Source organism: Stenotrophomonas muris (assembly GCF_052751275.1).
This window is the reverse complement of sequence record NZ_CP199879.1, coordinates 3,784,530-3,807,500: the sequence shown is the minus strand read 5'-3', so window position 1 is coordinate 3,807,500 and position 22,971 is coordinate 3,784,530. Positions and strand designations below refer to the sequence as shown.

The window sequence follows — 22,971 nt, the reverse complement described above, 5'->3', positions numbered from 1 at the left end:
GGCTGTTCCCGCGCTATGCGGTGATCGCCACGTTGCTGGTCGGCATCGCCGTCGCCGCGAGCCGTGGCTTGCTGCACGCCCAGCAGGTGCATCTGCAACTGGCGATCCCGCAGTGGGTGACGCCCTCGCTGTCGTGGACCGCCGTGGCCGGCATTGCCCTGCCCCTGTTCGTGGTCACCATGGCCTCGCAGAACATTCCCGGTGTGGCGGTGATGCGCGCGTCCGGCTACGACGCCCCGGTGTCGCCGTTGATCGGCTGGATCGGTGTAGTCAATACGCTGCTGGCGCCGTTCGGTGCGTATGCACTGAACCTGGCGGCGATCACCGCCGCCATCTGCATGGGCCGCGATGCGCACGAGGATCCGGCGCGCCGCTACACCGCAGCGATGGCGGCCGGCGCCTTCTACATTGTCATCGGGCTGTTCGGCGCCACGGTGGCCGCACTGTTCGCAGCCTTCCCCAAGGAGCTGGTGGCCTGCGTTGCCGGTATCGCGCTGTTCGGCACCATCGGCAACAGCCTGGCCAGCGCCCTGGCGGTGGAGCGCGACCGCGAGGCTGCACTCGTCACCTTCCTGGTCACCGCCTCGGGGGTCTCCCTGGCCGGGATCGGTTCGGCGTTCTGGGGACTGCTGGCCGGTGCGCTGTGCCTGCTGGTGTTGCGGGCACGGACAGCGGCCTGAGCAACCCTATCAGGCCGGCATGATCAGGCCGCCATGCGGGCGACGGTATTGATCACCGCGTTGGCCGCCATGCCGATCACCACCGCCCACACGCTGGTGCCGCCACGACGCTGCAGTTCGGCACGGATGCGGTTGTGCTGCCCGGCGTGGGCAGCCTTCACTTTGCCCAGCAGTCGCGTGCAGTAGCGCAGGTACAGGGTATTGGCGGTCACCGCGATGGCGAACCGAGGCACCGCCAGCAACGCCACCGTGAGCAGCGGGTTGGCGCGGGCCGCCAGCAGCGCGATACCGATCAGGACCAGCTCGAAGAGGATGGCTGCCAGGTACATCTTCCGGTGCAGCAGCCAGTACGTCGGCACCAGGAAGGCGGGCCAGTGCCACGGTCGCGGCGGCTTCGGCACCGGGCTGCCCAGGTGCCAGCGCTGGCGGTAGAGCGCCGCGTTGGGGCCGACGAGGAGGTTCAGGTAGTCCGCGTCGGACGGAGCGGGCGCGTCGTCCACCTCTGTGGCGGGCGCAAGATAGGGATTGTCATCCGCCGGGGAAACCGGCGGAGTATCCAGATGATTCATGTCGGCGATTCCTTGCCCAGGATGATCCCGCGGTAGCGGCAGCCACCGCTGGATCTGAAGCCTTCCCGGCCTCAGCCTGCCAGCGCCTGCCCCACCAGCATCACCGCAACGACGGCGATGGCCACCACCGCCGCTGCCAGTGCATTGGTGTCACCCCGTCTGGCCAGCTCGCTGCGCAGGCGCGCCTCGTCATCTCCCACCAACGCGCGCGCGCGGGCGATCTCACGCTGGCAATGCGCCAGGTACCAGCGGTTGGCATACACCGCGGCGGTGATGTTGATGACGAGGGTGATGACCGTCGACACGCCTTCCGGAACGCCCAGCAACGCCTCGGCGATGCTGAAGAACACCAGCACGCCGGCCCAGATCGCCGCCAGCCGGTACATCCTGCGGTACACCATCCAGATCACGCCGATCAGGAACGCCGGCCAGTGCCAGGTGCCGTTGCCGTCGGCAATGCCCTGGTCGAGCCGCCAGCGCTGTCGATAGATCGGGAAGTTGCCGCCGACCACGGCGGCGTACAAGGCGATGTCGCCTTCCAGCTGCGGCGCGGTCGCGGCCACCGGCGAAGCTGCCGGCGCACGATAGGGGTCGGACGGATCAGCGGTCGATGCGCCGCTGGCGCTGACGGCCTGCGCCGGTTCAATCGACGGCGGGGTCGGATCCATCGGCGCCACCGAAGGATCCAGCTCGGCCAGCGGCCGCCACGATGCCATTCCTTCCCGCCACATCAGCGTACGGGCGGTTACCGTGCCGTCCTGCTGCAGACGGCGCAGCCCGGCCAGGTCCACCGGCCCTTCGCTCTGCTTGCTGTTGGCGTACCACCACTGTGCGTCCTGCATGCCATCCATTCCTGTCGATCCCATGGTTACTCCGAACACCCCGCCACGGCCTGCAGCGGTTCACTGGCCAGTACCTGCACCAGCTGGTGGCGCGCGCCGGGTGCAAGGGCAATCTGCTCCGGCCCGGCATTGGCTACTTCCAGGCACACGTAATCGTGCCAACCGTCGCCGACATCGGCCATCTTCGCCGCCGCCTCCGCGCCCGGATTCCACGCCACCAGGGTCTGGCTGCCTTCGCTGCGGATCTCGATCCGCCGCTGCAGGACGGGATCGCGAAGCACGTAGTGGCCACCGGCACCGGTATAGATGCGGTCGCTGCGCCCCGGATCGCGCGGGTCACGCAGCGACCAGGGCCCCTGCTGCCGGCGCAGCTGCGTGTAATCCTCGTACTTGTCCAGATAGTGCAGGCCATCGATGCCATCAACCTCGACACGACGGGCATCGCCCACCCGGAAGTAGCTGTGCAGGGCCTGGGTGAAGGTCACCGGGGACGGGCCGGTGTTCTCGGTGGTCAACTGCTGGCGCAGCTGGCGACCGATGCGCAGCTGCATCTGCAGGCGCAGGCCACACTCGGCAATCGACAGGGGCGCCAGCTGTAGCTCCAGTTCAGCGTCATCGTCCTGGCGGGCCTGCAGCAGCTCCCAGCGCGCGGTGCGTACCAGGCCGTGTGCCGGCACGTCATCACCCTGGCCCTGGCGACCGAACCACGGCCAGCACACTGGAACGCCACCCCGGATCGGCGTGGGCAGCCCGGCCCGTTTTGGCGACAGCCACAGCAGGTCCGGCTGCCCCTCCGGGATGAACGACAGCAGCTGTCCGCCGAACACGCTGATGACCGCGGTGGCGCTGGGCGTGCGTATCTGCCAGGCCTCGAGCCCGTGGTACAGGCCGGTGCTGATGTCCGGGTTCGACTGCATGCTATGACGCTCCTTGAAGACCGCGGCGATGATGTCGCGGCCAGCCTGTGATCGGCAAGGTCTAGCGGGTGGCAGGCGTCCCTGCGGCTGCCTCCTGCTGCAACGCGCGCAGGATGCGCTGGCCGGCGCGCCCATCCGCATTGGCCCAGCCGAGGCGCTGCTGCTCGGCCTGGATCGCGCGGCGCGTGGCGGTGCCGATCATGCCGTCGGCGCTGCCGATGTCGTGGCCGCGGGCCAGCAGCAGGGTCTGCAGCTGGCGGCGTTCATCGCGGCCGATGCCGGGATCATCGGTCGGCCACGCGGTGGCTAGGCCGGTGCCGCCACGCAGCTGGTCGGCCAGCGTGGCGATGGCCAGTGCATAGCTTTCGGCGGCGTTGTAGCTGTAGATCGCATCGTAGTTGCGGAACACCAGCAGCGCCGGGCCCTTGATGCCGGCCGGCAGCAGCAGGGCGGCGCGCGCGTCGGCCGGCAGATTGGGCGGCACCAGCGCGCTGCCATCCAGCGCGGTCACGCCCTGCACGCGCCAATCGGCGAGGGCTCGACGTTGGGTGCGGCCTGCCTGGCTGGCATTGAAACCGGGGGGAACACGGACCTCCATGCCCCACGGTTCGCCACTGCGCCAACCCGCACGCTTGAGGTAGTTGGCGGTGGACGCCAGCGCGTCGGGAATGCTGCCGACCAGATCGCGGCGGCCATCGCCATCACCATCGACCGCGATACGTGCGTAGGTGCTGGGCATGAACTGCGTATGCCCGAAGGCGCCGGCCCAGGAACCGGTGAGCCCCTGGGCCTGCAGGTCGCCGCGGTCGATCAGCTTGAGCAGCGCCAGCAGTTCGCCACGGAAGAAGGCCTGGCGGCGGCCGGCGCAGGACAGCGTGGCCAGCGACTGCAGCAGCGGGCGCTTGCCGAAGACGCGGCCATAGTCGCTCTCCACCCCCCAGACCGCGACGATGGTGGCCGGGTCGACGCCATACTGCGCGGAGACGCGATCGAGCAGATCGCGATGTTGCTGCAGCAGGGTGCGGCCATCATCGACGCGCTGGAGGTCGACCAGCGCGGCCAGGTAATCCCAGATCGGCGTGGTGAATTCCGGCTGTGCGTCCAGCAGTCCGAGCACGCTCGGGTCCGGCGTGAGCCCGGTGGTGATCTCGTTGAAACGGTCGGCGCCGATGCCCTGGGTTGCGGCGGTGGCCTGCAGGCCCGCCAGGCAGCGGCTGAACGCCGGATCGTTGCTGGCGGCAGGGGCCGCAGGCAGCGTCGGGGTCGACGCGAGGGCGGCCGCCAGGCCGAGCGTGGTCAAAATGGGCATGGCGTCCTCCGTGTTGCCGTTGCACGGCCATCTTAGGGGCAGCAGTGCGGCCGAACCTGAAGGGGCACCGGCTGGCCGTCCCCCCTAGGCAACGCGCAGCAGGCGCAGGCCATAGGCGGGACTTTCGGCATCCCAACGCTGTGCGACCTGCAGGCCCGCCTGCTGCAACAGCGCGTCGAAGCTGTCATCGGTGTACTTGTGGCTGTACTCGACGCGGATGGGTTCACCGGCAGCAAAGTGGAAGGTGCGGCCACCGAGGTGGACGTCCTGCGGCCACTGGCTGACCAGGTCGGTTTCGATGCGCAGCCGCGCGGTGTTGTAACGGGCGCGGTGGCGGAATCCATCGAGATCGAAATCGCTTCCGATCTCGCGGTTGAGGCGGGCCAGCAGATTGAGGGTGAATGCCGCAGTGACGCCCTGCGCATCGTTGTAGGCCGCTTCGATCAGCGCCGTGTCCTTGTGCAGGTCGATGCCGATCAGGGCCAGGCCGTCGCGGCCCATCGTCTGACGCATCGCCCGCAGCAGGGCGACGGCCTCTGCTTCGGCGAAATTGCCCAATGTGGAACCGGGGAAGAACAGCAGCCGTCGCGCGGGTTCGCGTTCGGGCATGGGCACGGCGACGGCGCGGGTGAAGTCCGCGCAGACCGGCAGCATCTCGACCTCGGGCAGCGCCGGCGCCAGGTGGTCGATGCTGGACAGCAGTGCGGCCCGCGAGATCTCGATCGGCGTATAGGCCACCGGATCCTGCAGCGCGGCCAGCAGCAACGCGGTCTTGCGGCCACTGCCGCTGCCCAGCTCCACCACATGCAGGCGCGGGCCGACCACGCGCGCGATATCGGGCAGCACCCGCGCCAGCAGTGCCAGCTCGGTGCGCGTGGGGTAGTACTCGCGGGTCTGGGTGATCTGTTCAAACAGACGCGAGCCGCAGGCATCGTAGAAGTACTTGGAAGGCAGCTGCCGCGATGCGCATGACAGACCGGCCAGCGCATCGGCCAGGATCTGCTGGCGGCTGGGGGTCAGGTCGGTCAGCGCCTGCAGCGCGTCATGCACCGTGCTCATATGAGGTCCCTGGCCAGGCGCAGTCCGGAGAACTGCCAGCGCGCCGGCGGCATGAAGAAATTGCGGTAGCTGGCGCGCACATGGCCACGGGGCGTGGCACAGCTGCCGCCGCGCAGCACCCATTGCCCGCACATGAACTTGCCGTTGTATTCGCCGAGGTTGCCGTCAAAAGAGCGGAAGCCCGGGTAGGCACCATAGGCGCTGGCGGTCCATTCCCAGACATCACCGAACAGCTGCCGCAGCCCACTGCCCCCGGCTGCCTGCGGGTGCAGGTGATCGTCATCGGCGAAATGACCGCGCAGGGGCTGCGACGCGGCGGCCGCTTCCCACTCGAACTCGCTGGGCAGGCGCGCACCGGCCCAGCGGGCGCAGGCATCGGCCTCGTAGTAACTGAGGTGGCAGACCGGCGCATGCGGATCCAGCTCGCGCCAACCACCCAGGGTGTACTCGCGCTGCAGGGCATCATCCCAGTACAGGGGGTGCTGCCAGCCTTCGGCTTCTCGCAGCGCCCAGCCTTCGCTGAGCCACCAGCGCGGTTCGCGGTACCCCCCTGCCTCGATGAAGCTGCGGTACTCGGCATTGCTGACGGGACGCTCGGCCAGGGCATGCGCGGGCAGCAGCACGCGGTGCTGCGGCGATTCGTTGTCGTAGGCAAAGGCGGCGTGCCGGGGCCATGCCGCGGCACCGACGGTGACGATGCGTTCGGGCGATTCGATCCAGCCCTGCGCCGTGGCGGTGCTGGCGACGGGCCGCAGGTCGTCGCGATACGGTGGCTGCAGTGGATTGCACCAGAACGCATGCTTGATGTCGGTCAACAGCAGTTCCTGGTGCTGTTGTTCGTGCTGCAGACCCAACTGCAGGTGGTGCAGCGCCTGCGCGTCGAGGTCACCGGCTGCCAGCCGTGACTGCACCTGCATGTCGATCTGTTGCCGGTAGTCGCGCACCTGCTGCAGCGAGGGCCGCGACAGCAGCCCGCGCTGCGGCCGCGCATGCGCCGGGCCGATGCTCTTGTAATAGCTGTTGAACAGATAGTCCCAGGCCGGGTCATGCGCGGGCGTGGTGGCGAAACCGGCCAGCACGAAGCGTTCGAAAAACCAGGTGGTATGGGCCAGGTGCCACTTGCTGGGACTGGCGTCGGCCATGCTCTGCAGCATGGCGTCCTCGGCACTGAGCGGCGCGGCCAGCTGCAGGCTGCGCGCCCGCACCTGTGCAAAGCGGCGGGCGAGATCGCGCTGCGGGGCAGCGACGGCGGTGGGTACGCTGTCCATGCCGGAAGCATCGGCGCAGGACGGTGAGCGCAACGTCATGGCACCACATCACCACGTTCACATGACAGCGGGCACGCGCATTCAAGAAGCGCGTGGGGACGCCGCTAACGGCAATGTTGCGGCCGCATCGTCACCGCACTGGACTTACCGCGTGCCCCTGCATCCGCTCCGCCAGCCTGCGCATTACCTGTTCGTGCTGCCCGCCGTGCTGGTCGTCCTGGTGCTGTGGATGGCGCTGGGCACCGAGGATGTCGCCAGCCCGGCGCAGCGCATCCTGCCCTGGCTGCTGGCCTGTCTCGGTGCAGGCCTGGCCCTGCTCTACCACCAGATGCGCACGTTGTGCCTGCTGCTGGTGGTGGCGGTGGTATTCGCCCTGCTGCACCGGGACGTCGGTGGCTACCTGCGCAGCGGCCATGTCGACGCCCTGACCCCGCTGCGCTTCCACGCGATCTCGGCGTGGGTGCCGCTGCTGTTCGCCGGACTGGCACTATGGCCGGAACGCGGACGCCGACGCCAGGACCTGCTGCTGCGCAGCGTAGTGTGCGGCGCGGCGCTGATGATCTTCCTGCTGCTGGCGGCACAGCAGCCGCAGGGGATGCACGATCTGCTGTCGAACCGTCACTGGGCCTGGATTCCCGCCAACTGGAACGCGTTGGCGCAGTTGCCGGCGCTGCTGTTCCTGCTGGCGACCGCAGCATTGGGCTGGCAGGCGTGGCGGCATCCGCGGCCACTGCACACGGCAATGCTGCTGGCCCTGCTGTGCCTGTGGTGGATGCTGCCGCGGATCTTCCTGCAGCCGGTGCTGCTGCCGGCGCTGAGCAGTGCCGCCCTGCTGCTGATGCTGGGCGCGATGCTGCAGGAATCCTTCCACATGGCCTTCCGCGATGAGCTGACCGGCCTGCCGGGGCGACGGGCGTTCAACGAGACCCTGCAGCGGGCACGCGGTACCTACAGCATCGCGATGGTGGACGTTGACCACTTCAAGTCATTCAACGACACCCATGGTCACGACACCGGCGACGATGTGCTGCGCCTGGTGGCGTCGCGGCTGGCGCGGGTGGGCGACGGTGGCCGTGCGTTCCGCTATGGCGGCGAGGAGTTCGCGGTGGTGTTCCTGGACCGGCCGGCGGCAGCCTGTGTCGATGCCGTGGAAGCATTGCGGCAGAGCATCGAGGACACCCGCATGCAGCTTCGCGACCGCAGCACCCGCAGCCGTGACGACGAAGCCGGCCGCCAGCGGCGCGGACGCGGTGGCAGCGGCCAGGTGGTGCAGGTGACGGTGAGCATCGGGCTGGCCGACAGCTGCGTGGATCCGCGGCCGATGGCCGTGGTCAAGGCCGCCGACCAGGCCCTGTATGTGGCCAAGGACGGGGGCCGCAACCAGGTGCACGCGCACGGTGGCCAGCGCGTTCTGGCAGCGCACAGCGCGTAGTGCTCAGACCGCGTCGAGGTAGTACCAGCGGCCGTCGATGCGTTGGAAGCGGCTGTGCTCGGTCATCCTCACCGCGCTGCCGCCGCCGATGCGGTAGCGCGCGGTGAAGCGGACTTCGGCGCTGTCAGCACCAGTGACAGTGTGCTCGTGCACGGTCAGGCCCAGCCAATGGGTGCGCTGGCCGGGGGCATCGTCCAGCGACAGCTCGGCCGGACGCGTGTCCGGATGCCAGGACTGGCGCAGGTAGTCAGCCAGGCCACGCACATAGGCGCTGTAGCGCGAACGCATCAGGTGCTCTGCATCAGGCGCGGCTTCACCGGCATGGAAACGGCCACAGCAGGCGGCATAGTCGGCGGGAAGGCCACAGGGGCAGGGATCGGCGGGTTTTCGGCTCATGCCGGCATTGTCGCCGGGTTGCCGGGATTGATCCACGCGGGGCGGCAGTCGCCCGGAGCAGGACAGGCGTATGCTGTCGCGCCCCCTCCTTGATTGATCGCCGTGCTGGAACTGGTTCCCCCTGAGTTGTGGTGGCTGGTGGTGATCGCCTTCATCGCCGGCCTTGTGGATGCCGCCGTCGGTGGCGGTGGCCTGGTGCAGCTGCCCGGCCTGTTCACGGTGCTGCCGCAGCAAACGCCGGCGATGCTGTTCGGTACCAACAAGTTCAGTTCGATGTTCGGTACCGGTGCGGCCGCCTGGCGCTATGCGCGCAACGTGCGCTTCCCTTGGAAGCCGGTACTGTTCGCGGCCGGTACCGCCTTCATCTTCTCCTTCGCCGGGGCCACCGCGGTGAGCCTGCTGCCCAAGGATGCGGTGCGCCCACTGGTGCTGGTGCTGCTGATCGCGATGCTGGCCTACACGTTGTGGAAGAAGGACTTCGGCGCGTTGCACCGGCCGCAGGAGATCGGCCGCCGCGAACTGGCGATCGCGCTGGCGATCGGTGCGGCGATCGGCTTCTACGACGGCTTCTTCGGGCCGGGCACCGGCAGCTTCCTGATCTTCCTGTTCGTGCGCTTCTTCGGCCTGGATTTCCTGCGTGCGTCAGCGGCGTCGAAGGTGGTGAACCTGGCGACCAATGTGGCGGCAATCTCGTTCTTCGTACCGACCGGCAACATCCTGTGGCTGTTCGCGCTGCCGATGGCGGCGGCCAACATCATCGGCTCGGTGGTGGGCACGCGCCTGGCGTTGAAGGGCGGCACGCCGTTCATCCGCAAGTTGTTCGTGGGGCTGGTGGTGGTACTGATCGCGCGGATGGCGTGGGATACCTTCCGCGGTGCGTGAATGCGGTTGCCGGCCAGCGGCCGGCACTACCGGGTCATGAACGCTGCCCATGGGTAGTGCCGGCCGCTGGCCGGCATCCCCATCCGATCGGGTCGTGAACCCCGCCCATGGGTAGTGCCGGCCGCTGGCCGGCATCCCCATTCAATCGACCGGGTCAGGCTTCGGCTTCTTCCGGTTCGTTGGCCTGCTGGCGGCTGCGCTCGGGCAGCTTCAGGCGCTTGCCTTCTTCGTCGTACTCGATCAGCAGCACGCCGGAGTCGTGGCGGCCGCTGATCTCGACGAAGCAGGCGCCACCGATGAACGGCTCCAGCGTCATCACCGACTTCAGCGGGGTGGCGACCACCATCTGGAAACCGAAGTTGTCGAAGATGTTCATCGCCAGCGCGGTGAACTCGTTGTCGGCCTTGTCGAAGGCTTCGTCGAGCACGACGGCGGCGTAGCTGGGCAGCTGGCTGTCGGCGCCGCCGAGCTGGTAGCGCAGTGCCGCAGCCAGGCAGGTGGTGGCCAGTTTCTGGCGCTGGCCACCGGACTTGCCCGCGCCACTACGGTAGATCTCGACCTGCTGGCGCGTTTCCGCATCCAGCTCGACGCCGATGAACTCCACGTGCATGCGTACGTCCAGCACCAGCTCGCGCCAGCGCTTGTCCTCACCTTCCTGCGAACCCAGGCGGTTGACCAGCTGGCGCAGCACGGTGAACTGCGATTCGGCCAGCTCGCGCTGCTCGGTCTGCTGCTGCGCCAGCACCTCGCGCAGCTGCAGGTGGAACTCGCCGACTTCCGGCAGGCGGCGGTCGCTCAGTTCGATGGTCAGCAGCGTGCCACGGTTGAACGGCACCTGCTCCAGGCTGGCGTTCACTTCGTCCAGGCGCTGGCCGATCGACTTGCGGGCCTCGGCGCTGTGGCGCTGCAGGGCCAGCAGGTTGTTCTTGCTCTGGTTCTGCAGCAGATCGAAGAAGCGCTCTTCGTGCTGCGGCAGGCCGTCGCGCTCCAGGCGCTCGAGGCGGGCAAGGAAATCCTCGGCCGAGGCCACCGATACGGTGAAGTCGCCCGATTCCTCCGGCCACTGCTGGATGAAGCGACGGAAGCAACCGATCAGCTGGTTCTCGATGCGGTTGAGGTCCTGCTGCGAGGTCGACAGCTGCTCGTTCAGCGCGTTGCTGACCTGGCGCATGTGCGCCTCCAGCGTTTCCAGGCTGAGCGGGCCCTGCTCCTGCAGGCGCTCGGCGAGCCCGGCTTCCTGCTCCTGGGCCAGGCTCGGCAGCACCAGCGCACGGCTCTGCTGGCGAGCGCGGTCGAGGCGATCGCGTTCCTTGACCAGCTGGCCGCGCTCGACGCGGACGTCTTCATAGGTGCGGCGGGCCTGCTCGATGTCGGCGCGCACGGCGTCGATCTGCTTGGCCAGCTTGGCCAGGTCGGCATTGCCTTCGCGCAGGTCGCGCAGGGTGGCCTCGATATCGGTCAGGCGCTGCTGCGGGGCGGCGATGTCGATCTCGTTCCAGCTGATGCTGACCAGCTCGTGGCAGGCCAGGCGACGTTCGTTGTCGCGGTCACGCTGCCCACGCAGGCGCGCGATGTCGGTCTCGCAGCTGGCGATGCGCTTGGCCAGTTCCTGTGCTTCGCGCTCGAAGGCGCCCACCTTGTCGTGGTTGTTGAAGCCGAGGATCCAGCGACGGCGGTCGCCCACCGCACTGCGGTCGTCCTTCTCGAAGCGGTCGCCGGGATGCTTGACCTGGCCTTCTCGGGTGATGCCGCGGTCGACGTTGCGCAGCTGCTTGGCATCCACGCACTCGTAGTCGAAGCGCTTGCCGAGCTCACGGCGCAGCCAGCTTTCGAATACGTGCTCGCGCAGCTCCAGCTTGTGCAGCAGCGACTTCGCCGACGGCTCGCGCGCGAACGCATCATCGTTGCGGCGCACACGGTAGTAGGTGAAGCGCATGCCCAGGTGAGTGCGATTCACCCACTCGGCGACGTCGTTGTAGTGCTTGTCATCGACCAGCAGCGACAGCGCGAAGCCACCCAGCACACGCTCGATGGCACCCTGCCAGCCCTGCTCTTCCGAGCGGACCTGGATCAGCTCGCCGACGAACGGCAGCGCCGCCTCGGCAATGCCGGTTTCCTCGGCCAGGCGCGCGCGCAGCTTCTGCATCGGCGCCGGGATGTTGGAGGGCGTGCGCTGCATCGCTTCGAGTTCCGCACGGACTTCGCCGAAACGGCGCTCGTCATCGCGCTTGCCACCCAGGCGATCGCTGATGGCATCGTCCAGCGCCGAAGAGGCACGCTGGCGGTCCTGCAGTTCGTTCTGCGCACGCTCGACCAGCTCGGCGAAGCCGTGTGCGTCGTCCGGAAGTTCAGCCCCCAGCTGCTGCGCGGCCAGGCTTGCCTGCTCGCGCTTGGCTTGGCGGCGGTCACGCTCGGCTTCGGCGCGGCCCTGCTCGCGTTCCAGTTCCTCGATGCGCTCACCGCCCTGCTGGCGACGCTGCAGTTCCAGTTCGGCCAGGCGCTCGGTGTGGTTGTCCAGTGCGGCACGGCGCTGGGCTTCTTCCCCGAGCAGGCCACGGTCACGCACGTCCATCTCGCGCAGGCGCGCTTCGATCAGCGCCTGGCGGCGGCTTTCACGGAAGCTGTCGACGCCAAGCTTGAGGGCTTCGTCGTCGCCGCGCCGGCGGTGCATTTCCTTCAGGTCGTTGTAGTAGGCGCGTGCCGGCAGCAGGGTCTCCACCTGGCGGCGGGCGGTGACCACGGCCTGGTGCGCGCCATCGAGTTCGGCGAAGTCGCTGACCAGGCGCTCGGCGGCGTCGAAGGTCTTCGGCGTGTCGAGCATGAAGTCGCGCAGGAAGACGTTGAGGTCGCCCAGGTTCTTCGCCGACTGCGTCTTGTGCAGCAGGCGCAGCGCCATCTCGTTGTCGATGCCGAGCAGGTCGCGGAAGCGCTCGGCGTAGCCGGAGAAGGTGTCGAAGTGGTGCAGGTCGGACAGCTTCTGCTTGAGCTTGCGCAGGTCCAGGTCGAAGCCGCCAAGATCCTTGGCGATGTCGAACGGACGCTCGGCGATCATGTAGTGCTTGCGCACGTCACCGGCCGAGGTTCCGTTACCGGAGATCCACAGCAGGCGCACGAGGCTGACCACGCGGCCATCGCCGGCGCGGTACTCCAGCACCAGCGCAGTCCAGGTCGCGCCCTTGCGAAGGTACTGGGTGGCGATTTCGCCAGTGCCGCTGTCCTGCTGGTCGGCCCACGCGCCACGCACGTAGGACACCAGGTTGCGGTCGCGGCCACTGCGCTCGGCTTCACGCGCGGCGGCGTTGAAATCGACGATGGCCGGCGGCGTCAGCAGCGCGGACATGGCATCGAGCAGGGTCGACTTGCCCGAGCCGGAACGGCCGACGAACAGGAAGCCACGCTCGGCGATCGGTACTTCGGTCAGTCCGTTGAACGTGCCCCAGTTGTGTACCTGCAGGCGACGCATGCGGAACTGCTGCAGGCGCGGGTCCGGCAGGCCTTCGTTGAACAGGGCGGGAGTGTGCTTGGAGATAGCCATGCGATGGTCGGGTCTCTCAGGCCTCGGCGGCCGGGGTTTCACGCAGCTGGCGGTAGACCGCCGAAAGCTGGGATACGTCTTCGGCGGAGAACAGCAGCTTCAGCGCCGGCGAGACTTCGTGGCGGTCTTCCTGGCCGCTGAGGCGGGTCAGGATGTGGTTGTCCTTCATCTTCTGCACCGCCGAGGCGACACGGCGGTTGAAGCCGGCGCGGTCGGTGGACAGGTTCTTCTCGTAGATGGCCAGCGCTTCGGCCATCTCGGCGTCGGCGACCACCGCGCGGTTGCCGCGCGCATCGGCCTCGGCCAGCTGCTGGCGCAGGTACAGCAGCAGCACCGAATCGATGAAGGTCAGCGGCGAGGTGCGCAGCAGCACCGGCGCATCCACGTCTTCGGTATCGGCCTGGCGGGTGAAGGCCACGCCGCTGTCACGGTCGAGCACCAGTTCCAGGAACAGGTCCGCCAGCGAGGAGCGGATGGCCGCCTCGCTGCGGATCAGTGCCGGCCACAGCTTGGCGTGGCGCAGCTGGTCGATGCTGGGGCCGATCAGCAGCTGGCACAGCGCGCGGCGTGCATCCAGCGGCAGGCGCCCGGTGTCGCCGAGGTAATACACGTCATTGCCACGGCGGGGCTGCGCCACGGCCGCCACCGGTTCGGCTTCGTAGGCGTCTTCCGCCACGTCGGCCTGCGGTGCGTCGATGGGATCTTCATGCCAGCTCATGGCGTCTCTCCTGGGTGAACCAAACCAGCGGGATGCGGGCGCGACGGACCTGGCCGTCGCCACCACGCCATTCGGCAAGCTCCTGCTCACCAGCGATCACGTTGCCGAAGCGCGTGCCCAGCGACAGGTAGCCGATGACGCTGCCGAGCCCCTGCGGTGCTTCGCGCTGCGACAGTGCCTGGGCGATGCTGAGCCGCGGCTGTGCATCGAGCAGGTCGTGCAGGTCGCGGCGCAGGGTGCGGAAGTCGATTTCAGACGAAGCGACCAGGTCACCGACGCTCTCCAGGCTGATGGCTGCGGCGTCGTTGTACTCGACGTTGCCATCGACCTGGGCGCTGCGCGGATCGTGCAGCTTCCACTGCGACCACGAGCGCAGGCGGCTGGTGGTCAGCTGCAGGTCGCGGCCGATGCCGCGTTGTGCGGGGAATTCGTCGCGCAGGGCCAGCGCTTCGGACTGCGCCTGCTTCAGCAGCTGGTTGAGGCGGCGCTGTTCCAGATAGCCACGGCTCTGCACGAAGCCACGCAGGCTGCGCGCGAAATTCTGCAGCACGTCGTGCACCTGGCCACCGCGCTCGAGCATGGTGCTGGTGAAGCCACGCAGGAAGTTGCGTTCATTGCGGTCCAGGCGGCGGGCGAAGCCACGCGCCAGCACCGCTTCCAGCGCGGCATCGAGCTGGGCGCTCTGTTCGGCGTCGTTGAGCAGGCGCCAGAAGGCCTGGAAGCTGCGACCGGCATCGCTCTCGCCGATCACATCCACGCCTTCGAACAGCTGCGACAGCACATCGCCGCGCTCGCCCTCGTCGTCGATGATGCGTTCGCGGAAGTCGCGGTTGAGCTGCTCGAAATCGTCGCGCACGCGACGGAAATCCTCGGTCAGCTCGTCGGCCAGGCCGATGATCTGGCGCGCACGCTCCAGCGCGCGCTTGCCATCCAGCGCGACCACGCGGCCGGCACCGACGCGGGCGATCTCGGCGTCGATGCGGTCGCGCTCGTCGCGCAGTGCTGACAGGCGTGCATCCGGGTCGGACTCGGTCTGCGCGGCCAACTGCGAGAGCTGTTCGATGACCAGCGCCAGGCGGCTTTCGGTGGCGGCCACGCGCGCCTGCTCAAGACCATCGGCGAAGCGGATGGCCTGCAGTGCCGCAGTCGACAGCTCGTACTGCTCCTGGTCGGCGCCTTCGGGCAGGCGGCGTTCCAGCCAGCCCTGGGCCAGCCAGTGCGCGATGTAGGCCTGCGCGGTACGCGGCAGCTCACGCGACAGTTCGTCGCCGTTGAGCTGGTCCAGCGCACGCTGCAGGCGCTCGTTGAGCACCGACGACGGCAGCGTGCGCTCGCCGTCCATCAGCAGCCCCTGCAGCAGGCCGATGATTTCCGGGGCGTGGTCGGCGGCAAGCAGCTTCCACTGGGGCTGTTCGCGCAGATGGCGGTAACGGGAGATGCGTTCGCGGTGCTTCATGCAGCGAAAGGAGTCATGAGGGCTGGCGGGGACGAGCAGCCGCCCGCGGCGGCCGCGCGGGCAGCCGTGGGCATGCCGGCCCGCAGAGGCCGGCGCAGTGCGGTCAAGCGGCTCAGCGCTTGCCGCCCACTTCGATGAAGCGCAGGAACTCGGCGCGGGTACGCGCGTCGTCGCGGAAGCTGCCCAGCATCTTCGAGGTGACCATGCTGACGCCGCGCTTGTGGATGCCGCGGGTGGTCATGCATTCGTGGGCACCTTCGACGACCACACCGACGCCGATCGGCTGCAGCACATCCTGGATGCACTGGGCGATCTGCGCGGTCATCTTCTCCTGCACCTGGAAACGGCGGGCGTAGGCTTCGACGACGCGGGCCAGCTTGCTGATGCCCACCACCTTGCCGGCCGGCAGGTAGCCGACGTGGACGCGGCCGATGATCGGCGCCATGTGGTGCTCGCAGTGGCTTTCGTACTCGATGTCACGCAGGACGATCAGTTCGTCGTAGCCGGCCACTTCCTCGAAGGTCCGCTCCATGTAGGCGCGCGGGTCGTCGCGGTAACCGCTGAACCAGTCGCCATAGGCTTCGGCGACACGGCGGGGGGTATCCAGCAGGCCTTCGCGGGACGGGTCCTCACCGGCCCAGCGCAGCAGGGTGCGCACGGCATCCTCGGCCTGGTCCTGGGTCACGTCGCCCTGCGGGGCGGCCTTTTCGTTGTTCTTGCTCATTGCGTACAGCGTCCCGAACGGGGGGCGAGCATCGTACCCGACCGGGGGGTGGGTCGTCCTGTTGGGACGGTTCATCGGGGGGTTCTTCCGGCGCCTCGTTGCTGCTGAGCGAGAGGGGGAAGGGGCAGGCCGGGCAGGACACGCAGCAAGTACGTCCCTGTAGGCTCGGCCACGGCATCCATGCCGTGGACGGTCCTGCCCGGCCTGCCCCTCCCCCTCTCCGACGGTTTCCTGCGGGCGCGGCCGGACCGCCCGAAAGCGGGGGCAAAAGCGGGGGTTCATGGCTTCTGAAGCACCGCGGGCCGCTGCTGCGGTGGGTGCGGGCCGTTGGTCCGCACTGCTCCTGCCTTTAAAGAGCCAACCCACCGCGCTCGCGGGGTGATGGGAGGGCAGCGGGGCCGGGCGGGGCAGGACCGTCCACGGCATGGATGCCGTGGCCGAGCCTACAGGGACGTACTTGCGGCGTGTCCTGCACCGTCCGGCCCCCGCTGCCCCACCCGACACCAAGCGGGCGCAACGCTTTCCTCAGTATTCCTACCCACCCATTCAGCAATACCTATTGATAGGAATGAAATTAGTAGTATCCTATCTATCTCTTATGGACCGACCCCTCGACGAGCGCACCGTGCTGCAGATGCAGCTCAGCTCCGGCCTGCTGTACGCAGGGCGGCAGTGGCAGCGCCTGGCCGACAGCCGGCTCGGCAGCTACGGCATCTCCACCGCCTGCACCATGCCCCTGCTGATGATCGGCCGCTCCGGCGGTGGCATCCGCCAGGTGGCGCTGGCCCAGCAGCTGGGCATGGAGGGTCCTTCCCTGGTGCGCCTGCTGGACAAGCTGTGCGCCAGCGACCTGGTCCGCCGCGAGAGCGACGCCAGCGACCGCCGCGCCAACCTGCTGTGGCTGACCGACGCGGGCCATGCGCTGGTCAGCGAGCTGGAAGACCAGTTGATCGGCCTGCGCCAGGACGTGTTCGGCGAGCTTTCCATGGATGAACTGCACGCCGTGCTGAAGGCATGGCGCCTGCTGGCCGAGGCCGCCGACCGCATCACGTAAGACCGCTGCCCCCGAATACCGCCGCTGCCGTGCACACGCCAGCGGCTTTTACCCGTTGCCGTTGTCTCGTTGTTCCTCCCCTCCCCCACCTCGCCCCCGCCCCTACCGATGCCCGGTGAATTCAGTCTCCACGGAGTGTTCGTCCCGACCCTGCTCGGGCTGATGTTGTTGGCCTACCTGGTCAACAGCGGCCTGCACGCGCTGCTGCAGCGTGCCGGCGCCTATCGCCACGTATGGCACCCGGCGCTGTTCAACCTGGCCCTGTACGGGATCGTGCTTGGCCTGCTGTTCCACCTCCTGCGTTGGATGCAATCGTGAACAAGATCGTGAAGAAGACCCTGCCGGTGCTGCTCACCAGCGCAGCCGTGATCATCGCCCTGCTGGTGCTGCGCCAGCTGTGGGTCTATTACATGGATGAGCCGTGGACCCGCGATGCCCATGTCGGCGCCGACGTGGTGCAGGTGGCGCCGGACGTGTCCGGGCTGGTGGAAACGGTGCAGGTGGCCGACAACCAGGCGGTGAAGAAGGGTGACCTGCTGTTCGTGGTCGACCGCGCCCGCTACCGCATCGCGCTGGAGCAGGCCCGCGCCAACCTGGCCGAGCGCCAGGCATCGGTGGCGCAGCTGCGCCGCGAGATCGGCCGTGACCGCAGCCTGCAGGACCTGGTCGCCGCCGAGGACGCCGAAGTGCGCCGCGCCAAGCTGCAGGCCGCACAGGCTGCGCTGGCCACCGCACAGGCGGCGGTCGACCTGGCCGAGCTCAACCTGGGCCGCACCGAAGTGCGCGCACCGGCCGATGGCCGGGTCAACGACCGCACCCTGCGCGTGGGCGACTACGTGGTAGCCGGCAAGCCGGTGCTGGCGCTGCTGGATACCGGCTCGTTCCGCATCGATGGCTACTTCGAGGAAACCCGCCTGCGCGGCGTGGCCCCGGGGCAGCGCGTGGACATCCGCCTGATGGGCGAGTCGGCCCCGCTGCGTGGCCATGTGGAGAGCATCGCCGCCGGCATCGAAGACCGCTACCGCAGCAACGGCAGCACCCTGCTGCCGAACGTGACCCCGGCCTTCGACTGGGTGCGGCTGGCACAACGCATTCCGGTGCGCATCGCCATCGACGAAGTACCCAAGGGCGTGGAACTGATCGCCGGCCGTACCGCCACGGTGACCGTGGACACCGGCCGCCATCCGCACAACGACAAGGCCGGCACTGCGCCGACACAGGCGGGCCTGTGAACGCCGCCCTGCCCCGTCTCGGCCTGATCGTTGCGCTGGCCAGCCTGGCGGCCTGCAAGACCGTCGGCCCGGATTACGCCCTGCCGGAAGGCTCGGCCTTCAAGCGCCCGCAGGCCAATGCGGCCTTCATCGATACGCAGAACCCGCAGGTGGCCGCCAACCAGGCGCTGCCCGACCGCTGGTGGTCGCTGTACAACGACCCGGTGCTGGACGGCCTGATCACGCAGGCGCTGCGTGACAACGTCGAGCTGAAGGCCGCCGATGCACATCTGCGCCGTGCCGCGGCGGTGTACGAGCAGGCGCTGGACGCCGGTGGCTTCGAGTACGAGGCCGAGGCCGGGGTCAGCCGCGCGCAGCTGTCGGCCGAATCGTTCCTGCAGGAGCACGAGCTGCCGGTGATCAACCTGGCCGATGGCAAGTTCGCGGTCAGCTACCAGTTCGACCTGTTCGGCAAGCTCAAGCGCGGCGCCGAGGCAGCGCGTGCCGACGAGCAGTCCGTTGCTGCCGCGCGCGACCTGGCCCAGGTCAGCGTGGTCGCGCAGGTGGCCGACAGCTATCTGGAAATCTGCCACGCCAACCACGAGCTGCACGTGGCCGAACATTCGCTGCAGCTGCAGCAACGCAGCCGTACGGTCACCGAGCGCCTGATCGCGGCTGGCCGTGGCACGCCGCCGGAACTGGCCCGCGCCAATGCCCAGGTCGCGCTGCTGGAAGCCGCGCTGCCGCCGCTGCGCGCGCAGCGTTCCGCGGCCGCCTATTCGCTGGCCGCCCTGCTCGGGCAGACCCCGGGCCAGCTGCCGGCCGGCGTGATCGACTGTGCACACGCCCCCGGCCTGGCGCAGCCGCTGCCGGTCGGTGATGGCCGTGCACTGCTGCAGCGCCGCCCGGACGTGCGCCAGGCCGAACGCAAGCTGGCTTCGGCCACCGCGCGGATTGGCGTCGCCACCGCTGAGCTGTATCCGGACATCCGCCTGGGGGCCTCGCTCGGTGCCGCCGGCCTGCTGGAGGATTTCGGCACGCCGATGACCCAGCAGTGGTCGATCGGCCCGCTGATCTCGTGGACGCTGCCGTCGTCCGGCACGCACGCACGCATCCACGCTGCCGAAGCGGGCGCCGATGCGGCCCTGGCCGAGTTCGACCACACCGTGCTGCAAGCGCTGCGCGAGACCCAGACCGCGCTGGACCGCTACGCGCAGGACCTGCGCCGGCTGCAGTCGCTGCGCACTGCGCAGGAACAGGCCGCATTGGCCGCCGAGCAGAACCGCCGGCTGTACCAGGGTGGCCGCACGCCGTACCTGTCCAGCCTGGATGCCGACCGCAGCCTGGCCACCAGCGATGCCACCCTGGCGGCCGCCGAAGCGCAGGTCTCGCGCGACCAGATCCATCTGTTCCTGGTGCTGGGCGGTGGCTGGCAGGCAAGCGCCACCGCGCCCAACGCCTCGACCGCAGCGAAGTAAACCATGAACGCGCTGACCGACCGCCAGGCCTGGCTGTTCTCGATCAAGACCTACCTGGCCGCAGTGGCCGCGCTGTACATCGCCATGGCCGGCAACCTGTCGCGCCCGTACTGGGCGATGGGCACGGTGTACATCGTCAGCCAGCCGCTGCTGGGCCCGACCCGGGCCAAGGGCGTGTACCGCATCGTCGGCACCCTGGTGGCCGGCCTGGCCACCCTGCTGGTGCTGCCGGCGCTGGTGGAGACGCCGCTGGTGCTGAGCGCGGCCATGTCGATCTGGCTGGCCGGCTGCCTGTTCATGGCCCTGCTCAACCGCGGCCCGCGCGGCTACGCGTTCCTGCTGGCCGGCTACACCACCGCCTTCATCGGTTTCCCTGCGGTGACTTCGCCGGAGACCATCTTCGACACGGTGGTGGCACGCAGCGAGGAGATCATCCTCGGCACGGTCGTGGCGGTGCTGGCCGCTTCGCTGCTGTTCCCGGCCTCGGTACGCCCGATGCTGCGCGCGCGCATCGGCAACTGGATGGAGGACGCCGCGCAGTGGTGCCGGCAGATCCTTGAACGTGGACGCGCGCACGCGCCGCGCAACCGGCTGGCCGCCGACCTGGTGCAGTTCGAGGCACTGATCGAATTCCTGCGCCGCGATGATCCGCGCCATGCCGGGTCTGCGGTGTCGATGGAGCGCCTGCGTGAGCGCATGCTGCTGCTGTTGCCAGTGCTGTCCTCGATTGCCGATCGCCTGAGTGCGCTGCGCAGCGACGGCCAAGCCCTGCCCGAAGGGCTGCCGGCGCTGGTCGATGACATCCACGATTGGCTGGATGGCCCAACCAACGCCAGTGAATACGCCCGCCTGCGCGCGCGCATCAGTGCCCTGAAGCCGCAGGTGGACCGCGACCTGCAGCACCTGCAGCTGGCCAGCCTGCTGCTGCGCCTGGAGGAACTGGTGGACCTGTGGCAGGACTGCCGCACCCTGCAGCACGCCATCGACCACGGCACCGCGCCGCTGGACCGCGCGCATTACCGCATCCGTACCGAACGCGTGGCCGCCGACAAGCACGTCGACTACGGCATGGCGCTGTTCTCCGCGCTCAGTGCCGGCGTGGCACTGATGAGCTACTGCGTGCTGTGGATCGCGCTGGGTTGGGAGGGCGGTGGCAACGGCGCGATGATGGCGGCCGTGACGGCGGCGTTCTTCGCCGCGCAGGACGACCCGGCACCGAGCATGGTGTCGTTCCTGGTGTGGGCCATGGTCGCCTCGGTGGTGGCCGGCGTGTACCTGTTCGGCGTGTTCCCGGCCGTGCACGACTTCGGCTTGCTGGCGCTGGTGCTGGCGGTGGCGTTCCTGCCGCTGGGGCTGATGCTGCACCACCCCAAGAGCGCGCTGTTCGCACTGCCGCTGACGGTGAACCTGGCCGCGCTGCTGAGCCTGCAGAACACCTACAGCGCCAACATCCAGACCTTCCTCAACTCGTCGATCGCGATGTTCATCGGCATTGGCTTTGCGGTGGTGATGACCCGCCTGTTCCGTTCGGTGGGTGCCGAGTGGACCGCGCGCCGGCTGGTGCGGCAGGGCTGGACTACGCTGGCCGAGGCCGCCGAAGGGCGCGGCCAGCAGGACCGCCAGCGCTTCGCCGCACGCATGCTCGACCTGCTGGGCCTGCTCGCGCCGCGCCTGGCGGCGACGCCGGAGGGCAGCGACATCGCTTCGGTGGACATGCTCAATGAAGCACGCATCGGCCTGAACATCCTGCAGCTGCGCCGCGCGCGGCTGGAACTGCCCGAGCGCAGCCGCGAGGCGGTCGAGCACATCCTGGAAGAGGTCGCCGTGCACTACCGGCGGCAGATTGCCGCACGCAAGCCGATGGTGGCGGCCGACGCATTGCGCGAGCGGCTGGATACCTCGCTGGGACGGGTCGGCAGCGTAGCCGCCTGCAAGGCACGCGACGAGGCGCTGATGGGCCTGATCGGCCTGCGCTTCGCGCTGTTCCCGGAGGCGAAGGCGCTGGCGCCGGGCCTGGCCATGAGTGCAGCCGAACAGCCGTAGCGCGATACCCTGTGCAGCCACAGACCTCGTTGCCGGGGTCGGATCCTTCGCCGCGAGCGAACGCCGCGAGCGAAGGCTCTGACCCCTGCTCTGCCCAGGAAGCTCCAATGAGTTACGACATGATGGTGTTCGAGGCCAGCGCCGCGCCACGCGAGGCGGCAGCCTTCATCGCCTGGTTCGAAAAGCAGACGCAGTGGAACGAGCGCCACGAGTACGACGACCCGGCAGTCAGCAGCGCGGCGCTGCAGGCGTGGTTCGCGGAGATGGCGCAGGACTTCCCGCCGTTGAACGGCCCATTGAGCAACGACGATGACGACCGCGCCGAGGTGACCGAGTACAGCATCGGCCAGCAGGTGATCTACGGTGCGTTTGCCTATTCGGTGGCCGAGCGTGCGCATGGCCGCGTGCAGGACCTGGCCGAAAAGCACGGCGTGGGCTTCTTCGATGTGAGTGCCGACGAAGCGGCGATCGTGTTCCCGGATGGGCTGGTGTTGATCGCGGAATAGGTGTGGCGGCAGGGCTGCGCCCTGCACCTGCCGAATCAACGTCAACGTCAGCGGCAAAAGCCTGCATTCCGTGGGTTGGCGGGGTGGGTCCGGTTGCGGGGGACGCTGCAAGTACATCCCTGTAAGCTCGGTCACCGCATCCATGCGGCTCACGCCCCCGCAACCGGACCCACCCCGCCTTCGACAGTTTCCTGCGATCTGTCGGCGCGGCGTTCTGCTCTGGTGGGTGTCGACCTTGGTCGACACGGTAGATCCACGCCATGCGTGGATGAACGTCGGAATGATCGAAGTACGCTTTTGTAGAGTCGAGCCATGCTCGACTGCTTCTGGCTAGCGATTCAGGAACAGATCAACCGCTTCGTCAGCCTCGTAAGCGGTTATCTGCCCAAGCATCCGCGCGACACCTGTGTTCTCATGGACCAGGGCAAGCGCTGTCAGCAACGCTGAACTCATACTCTTGTCATGTTTATCAAGAATTACGCTTGCGGCGAAGCGTGCGAGGCTTTGAAACGCTTCCGAGTACTCAGGCTCCACGAGTTCAGGAATCGAGATTTCGGCCTCTCGTCGCTCTATCTCGATTGTGATCGGCAGTTCGATGAAGTTAAACATGAAGAGCTCTGGCTGCCGCAGAAGCGCATCAACAATATGCGGCACCGCTGCAAACGAAGCGCTGTAGACATCCCCTTGATGGCACAAGCTGCTCCACAATCCCTCCCAGGTGTCTTCAATCGGATCGTCTTCCGATCTTTCACCTTTCGGAATACTCAGATTGGCGAGCAGCTCCGGAATGTCATCCGCAGCGCCGTAGGCGTGCTGCAGTTCGGCCCAGCGGGGATCATCCAAGGCGATTAGGGCCATGTGCCGGTTCCTGTGTCGTGGGGTAGCAACGCAG

General features: G+C 68.2%; 21 protein-coding genes (1 of these 21 cut by a window edge). 9 read left to right on the top strand and 12 right to left on the bottom strand.

Annotation, left to right across the window (positions count from 1 at the left end; genetic code table 11):
* Window positions 1–680 carry the 3' portion of a benzoate/H(+) symporter BenE family transporter gene (locus ACUVWL_RS17690; RefSeq protein ID WP_445978616.1) on the top strand. It extends 508 nt beyond the left edge of the window, so only the last 680 of its 1,188 coding nucleotides appear in the window; its start codon lies off the left edge, out of view; the stop codon is at window positions 678–680.
* A gap of 23 nt (window positions 681–703) precedes the next feature.
* Here ACUVWL_RS17690 and ACUVWL_RS17685 read toward each other — a convergent pair whose 3' ends face one another.
* From ACUVWL_RS17685 to egtB, 6 genes are all read right to left on the bottom strand, one after another.
* Complete coding sequence (locus ACUVWL_RS17685) at window positions 704–1,249, bottom strand: DUF2628 domain-containing protein (protein ID WP_014648914.1); 546 nt, start codon at window positions 1,247–1,249, stop codon at window positions 704–706.
* 71 nt (window positions 1,250–1,320) lie between these two features.
* Window positions 1,321–2,091 carry a GYF domain-containing protein gene (locus ACUVWL_RS17680; protein WP_032960164.1) on the bottom strand — a complete coding sequence of 257 codons (771 nt, stop codon included), beginning with the start codon at window positions 2,089–2,091 and terminating at the stop codon, window positions 1,321–1,323.
* A gap of 26 nt (window positions 2,092–2,117) precedes the next feature.
* On the bottom strand, window positions 2,118–3,008 hold the full coding sequence (locus tag ACUVWL_RS17675; protein WP_445978615.1) for a D-hexose-6-phosphate mutarotase: 891 nt from the start codon (window positions 3,006–3,008) through the stop codon (window positions 2,118–2,120).
* Between the two features lie 61 nt (window positions 3,009–3,069).
* Entirely contained in the window at window positions 3,070–4,317 is a 1,248-nt protein-coding gene (locus ACUVWL_RS17670) for a lytic murein transglycosylase (RefSeq protein WP_445978614.1), read from the bottom strand.
* 84 nt (window positions 4,318–4,401) lie between these two features.
* Window positions 4,402–5,376 carry an L-histidine N(alpha)-methyltransferase gene (gene egtD / locus ACUVWL_RS17665; protein WP_445978613.1) on the bottom strand — a complete coding sequence of 325 codons (975 nt, stop codon included), beginning with the start codon at window positions 5,374–5,376 and terminating at the stop codon, window positions 4,402–4,404.
* Window positions 5,373–6,644 (bottom strand): ergothioneine biosynthesis protein EgtB, encoded by a 1,272-nt coding sequence (gene egtB / locus ACUVWL_RS17660; protein WP_227864082.1) that lies wholly within the window; start codon window positions 6,642–6,644, stop codon window positions 5,373–5,375. Before egtB ends, egtD begins: the two co-directional genes overlap by 4 nt.
* A 151-nt stretch (window positions 6,645–6,795) precedes the next feature.
* Between egtB and ACUVWL_RS17655 the strand changes: the two genes are divergently transcribed.
* Window positions 6,796–8,076 (top strand): GGDEF domain-containing protein, encoded by a 1,281-nt coding sequence (locus ACUVWL_RS17655; RefSeq protein WP_227864057.1) that lies wholly within the window; start codon window positions 6,796–6,798, stop codon window positions 8,074–8,076.
* A 3-nt stretch (window positions 8,077–8,079) separates the two neighbouring features.
* Here ACUVWL_RS17655 and ACUVWL_RS17650 read toward each other — a convergent pair whose 3' ends face one another.
* Window positions 8,080–8,472, bottom strand: a complete 393-nt coding sequence (locus tag ACUVWL_RS17650; protein WP_041863982.1) for a YchJ family protein — start codon at window positions 8,470–8,472, stop codon at window positions 8,080–8,082.
* Between the two features lie 102 nt (window positions 8,473–8,574).
* Here ACUVWL_RS17650 and ACUVWL_RS17645 point away from each other — a divergent pair, with 102 nt between their 5' ends.
* Window positions 8,575–9,354 carry a sulfite exporter TauE/SafE family protein gene (locus tag ACUVWL_RS17645; RefSeq protein ID WP_032960169.1) on the top strand — a complete coding sequence of 260 codons (780 nt, stop codon included), beginning with the start codon at window positions 8,575–8,577 and terminating at the stop codon, window positions 9,352–9,354.
* Window positions 9,355–9,508: 154 nt separating this feature from the next.
* On the opposite strand, the gene ACUVWL_RS17640 is transcribed toward ACUVWL_RS17645, so the two are convergent.
* The 4 genes from ACUVWL_RS17640 to folE form a co-directional block, all read right to left on the bottom strand.
* Window positions 9,509–12,889, bottom strand: a complete 3,381-nt coding sequence (locus ACUVWL_RS17640; RefSeq protein WP_032960149.1) for an ATP-binding protein — start codon at window positions 12,887–12,889, stop codon at window positions 9,509–9,511.
* Between the two features lie 16 nt (window positions 12,890–12,905).
* The gene (locus ACUVWL_RS17635; protein ID WP_005421303.1) at window positions 12,906–13,607 is read right to left on the bottom strand and encodes a DUF4194 domain-containing protein; all 702 of its coding nucleotides are present in this window, start codon (window positions 13,605–13,607) and stop codon (window positions 12,906–12,908) included.
* A complete protein-coding gene (locus ACUVWL_RS17630) occupies window positions 13,594–15,063 on the bottom strand; it encodes a DUF3375 domain-containing protein (protein WP_032960145.1) in 1,470 nt (489 codons plus the stop codon). Before ACUVWL_RS17630 ends, ACUVWL_RS17635 begins: the two co-directional genes overlap by 14 nt.
* Window positions 15,064–15,175: 112 nt before the next feature.
* On the bottom strand, window positions 15,176–15,787 hold the full coding sequence (gene folE / locus ACUVWL_RS17625) for a GTP cyclohydrolase I FolE (RefSeq protein WP_004141296.1): 612 nt from the start codon (window positions 15,785–15,787) through the stop codon (window positions 15,176–15,178).
* Between the two features lie 598 nt (window positions 15,788–16,385).
* Between folE and ACUVWL_RS17620 the strand changes: the two genes are divergently transcribed.
* The 6 genes from ACUVWL_RS17620 (at window position 16,386) to ACUVWL_RS17595 (ending at window position 22,079) form a co-directional block, all read left to right on the top strand.
* On the top strand, window positions 16,386–16,841 hold the full coding sequence (locus tag ACUVWL_RS17620; RefSeq protein ID WP_012481667.1) for a MarR family winged helix-turn-helix transcriptional regulator: 456 nt from the start codon (window positions 16,386–16,388) through the stop codon (window positions 16,839–16,841).
* 108 nt (window positions 16,842–16,949) lie between these two features.
* Window positions 16,950–17,159, top strand: coding sequence for a DUF1656 domain-containing protein (locus ACUVWL_RS17615; protein WP_010487502.1), 210 nt, complete (start codon window positions 16,950–16,952; stop codon window positions 17,157–17,159).
* Window positions 17,156–18,073: an efflux RND transporter periplasmic adaptor subunit gene (locus tag ACUVWL_RS17610; protein ID WP_049442557.1), complete on the top strand. Its 918-nt coding sequence runs from the start codon at window positions 17,156–17,158 to the stop codon at window positions 18,071–18,073. The genes ACUVWL_RS17615 and ACUVWL_RS17610 overlap by 4 nt, the downstream gene beginning before the upstream one ends.
* Window positions 18,070–19,530 (top strand): efflux transporter outer membrane subunit, encoded by a 1,461-nt coding sequence (locus ACUVWL_RS17605; RefSeq protein WP_126411544.1) that lies wholly within the window; start codon window positions 18,070–18,072, stop codon window positions 19,528–19,530. Before ACUVWL_RS17610 ends, ACUVWL_RS17605 begins: the two co-directional genes overlap by 4 nt.
* A gap of 3 nt (window positions 19,531–19,533) precedes the next feature.
* Complete coding sequence (locus tag ACUVWL_RS17600) at window positions 19,534–21,573, top strand: FUSC family protein (RefSeq protein ID WP_111205876.1); 2,040 nt, start codon at window positions 19,534–19,536, stop codon at window positions 21,571–21,573.
* Between the two features lie 107 nt (window positions 21,574–21,680).
* Complete coding sequence (locus ACUVWL_RS17595) at window positions 21,681–22,079, top strand: hypothetical protein (RefSeq protein WP_049405551.1); 399 nt, start codon at window positions 21,681–21,683, stop codon at window positions 22,077–22,079.
* Window positions 22,080–22,409: 330 nt separating this feature from the next.
* On the opposite strand, the gene ACUVWL_RS17590 is transcribed toward ACUVWL_RS17595, so the two are convergent.
* Window positions 22,410–22,937, bottom strand: coding sequence for a hypothetical protein (locus ACUVWL_RS17590; RefSeq protein ID WP_445978612.1), 528 nt, complete (start codon window positions 22,935–22,937; stop codon window positions 22,410–22,412).
* Window positions 22,938–22,971: the final 34 nt, after the last annotated feature.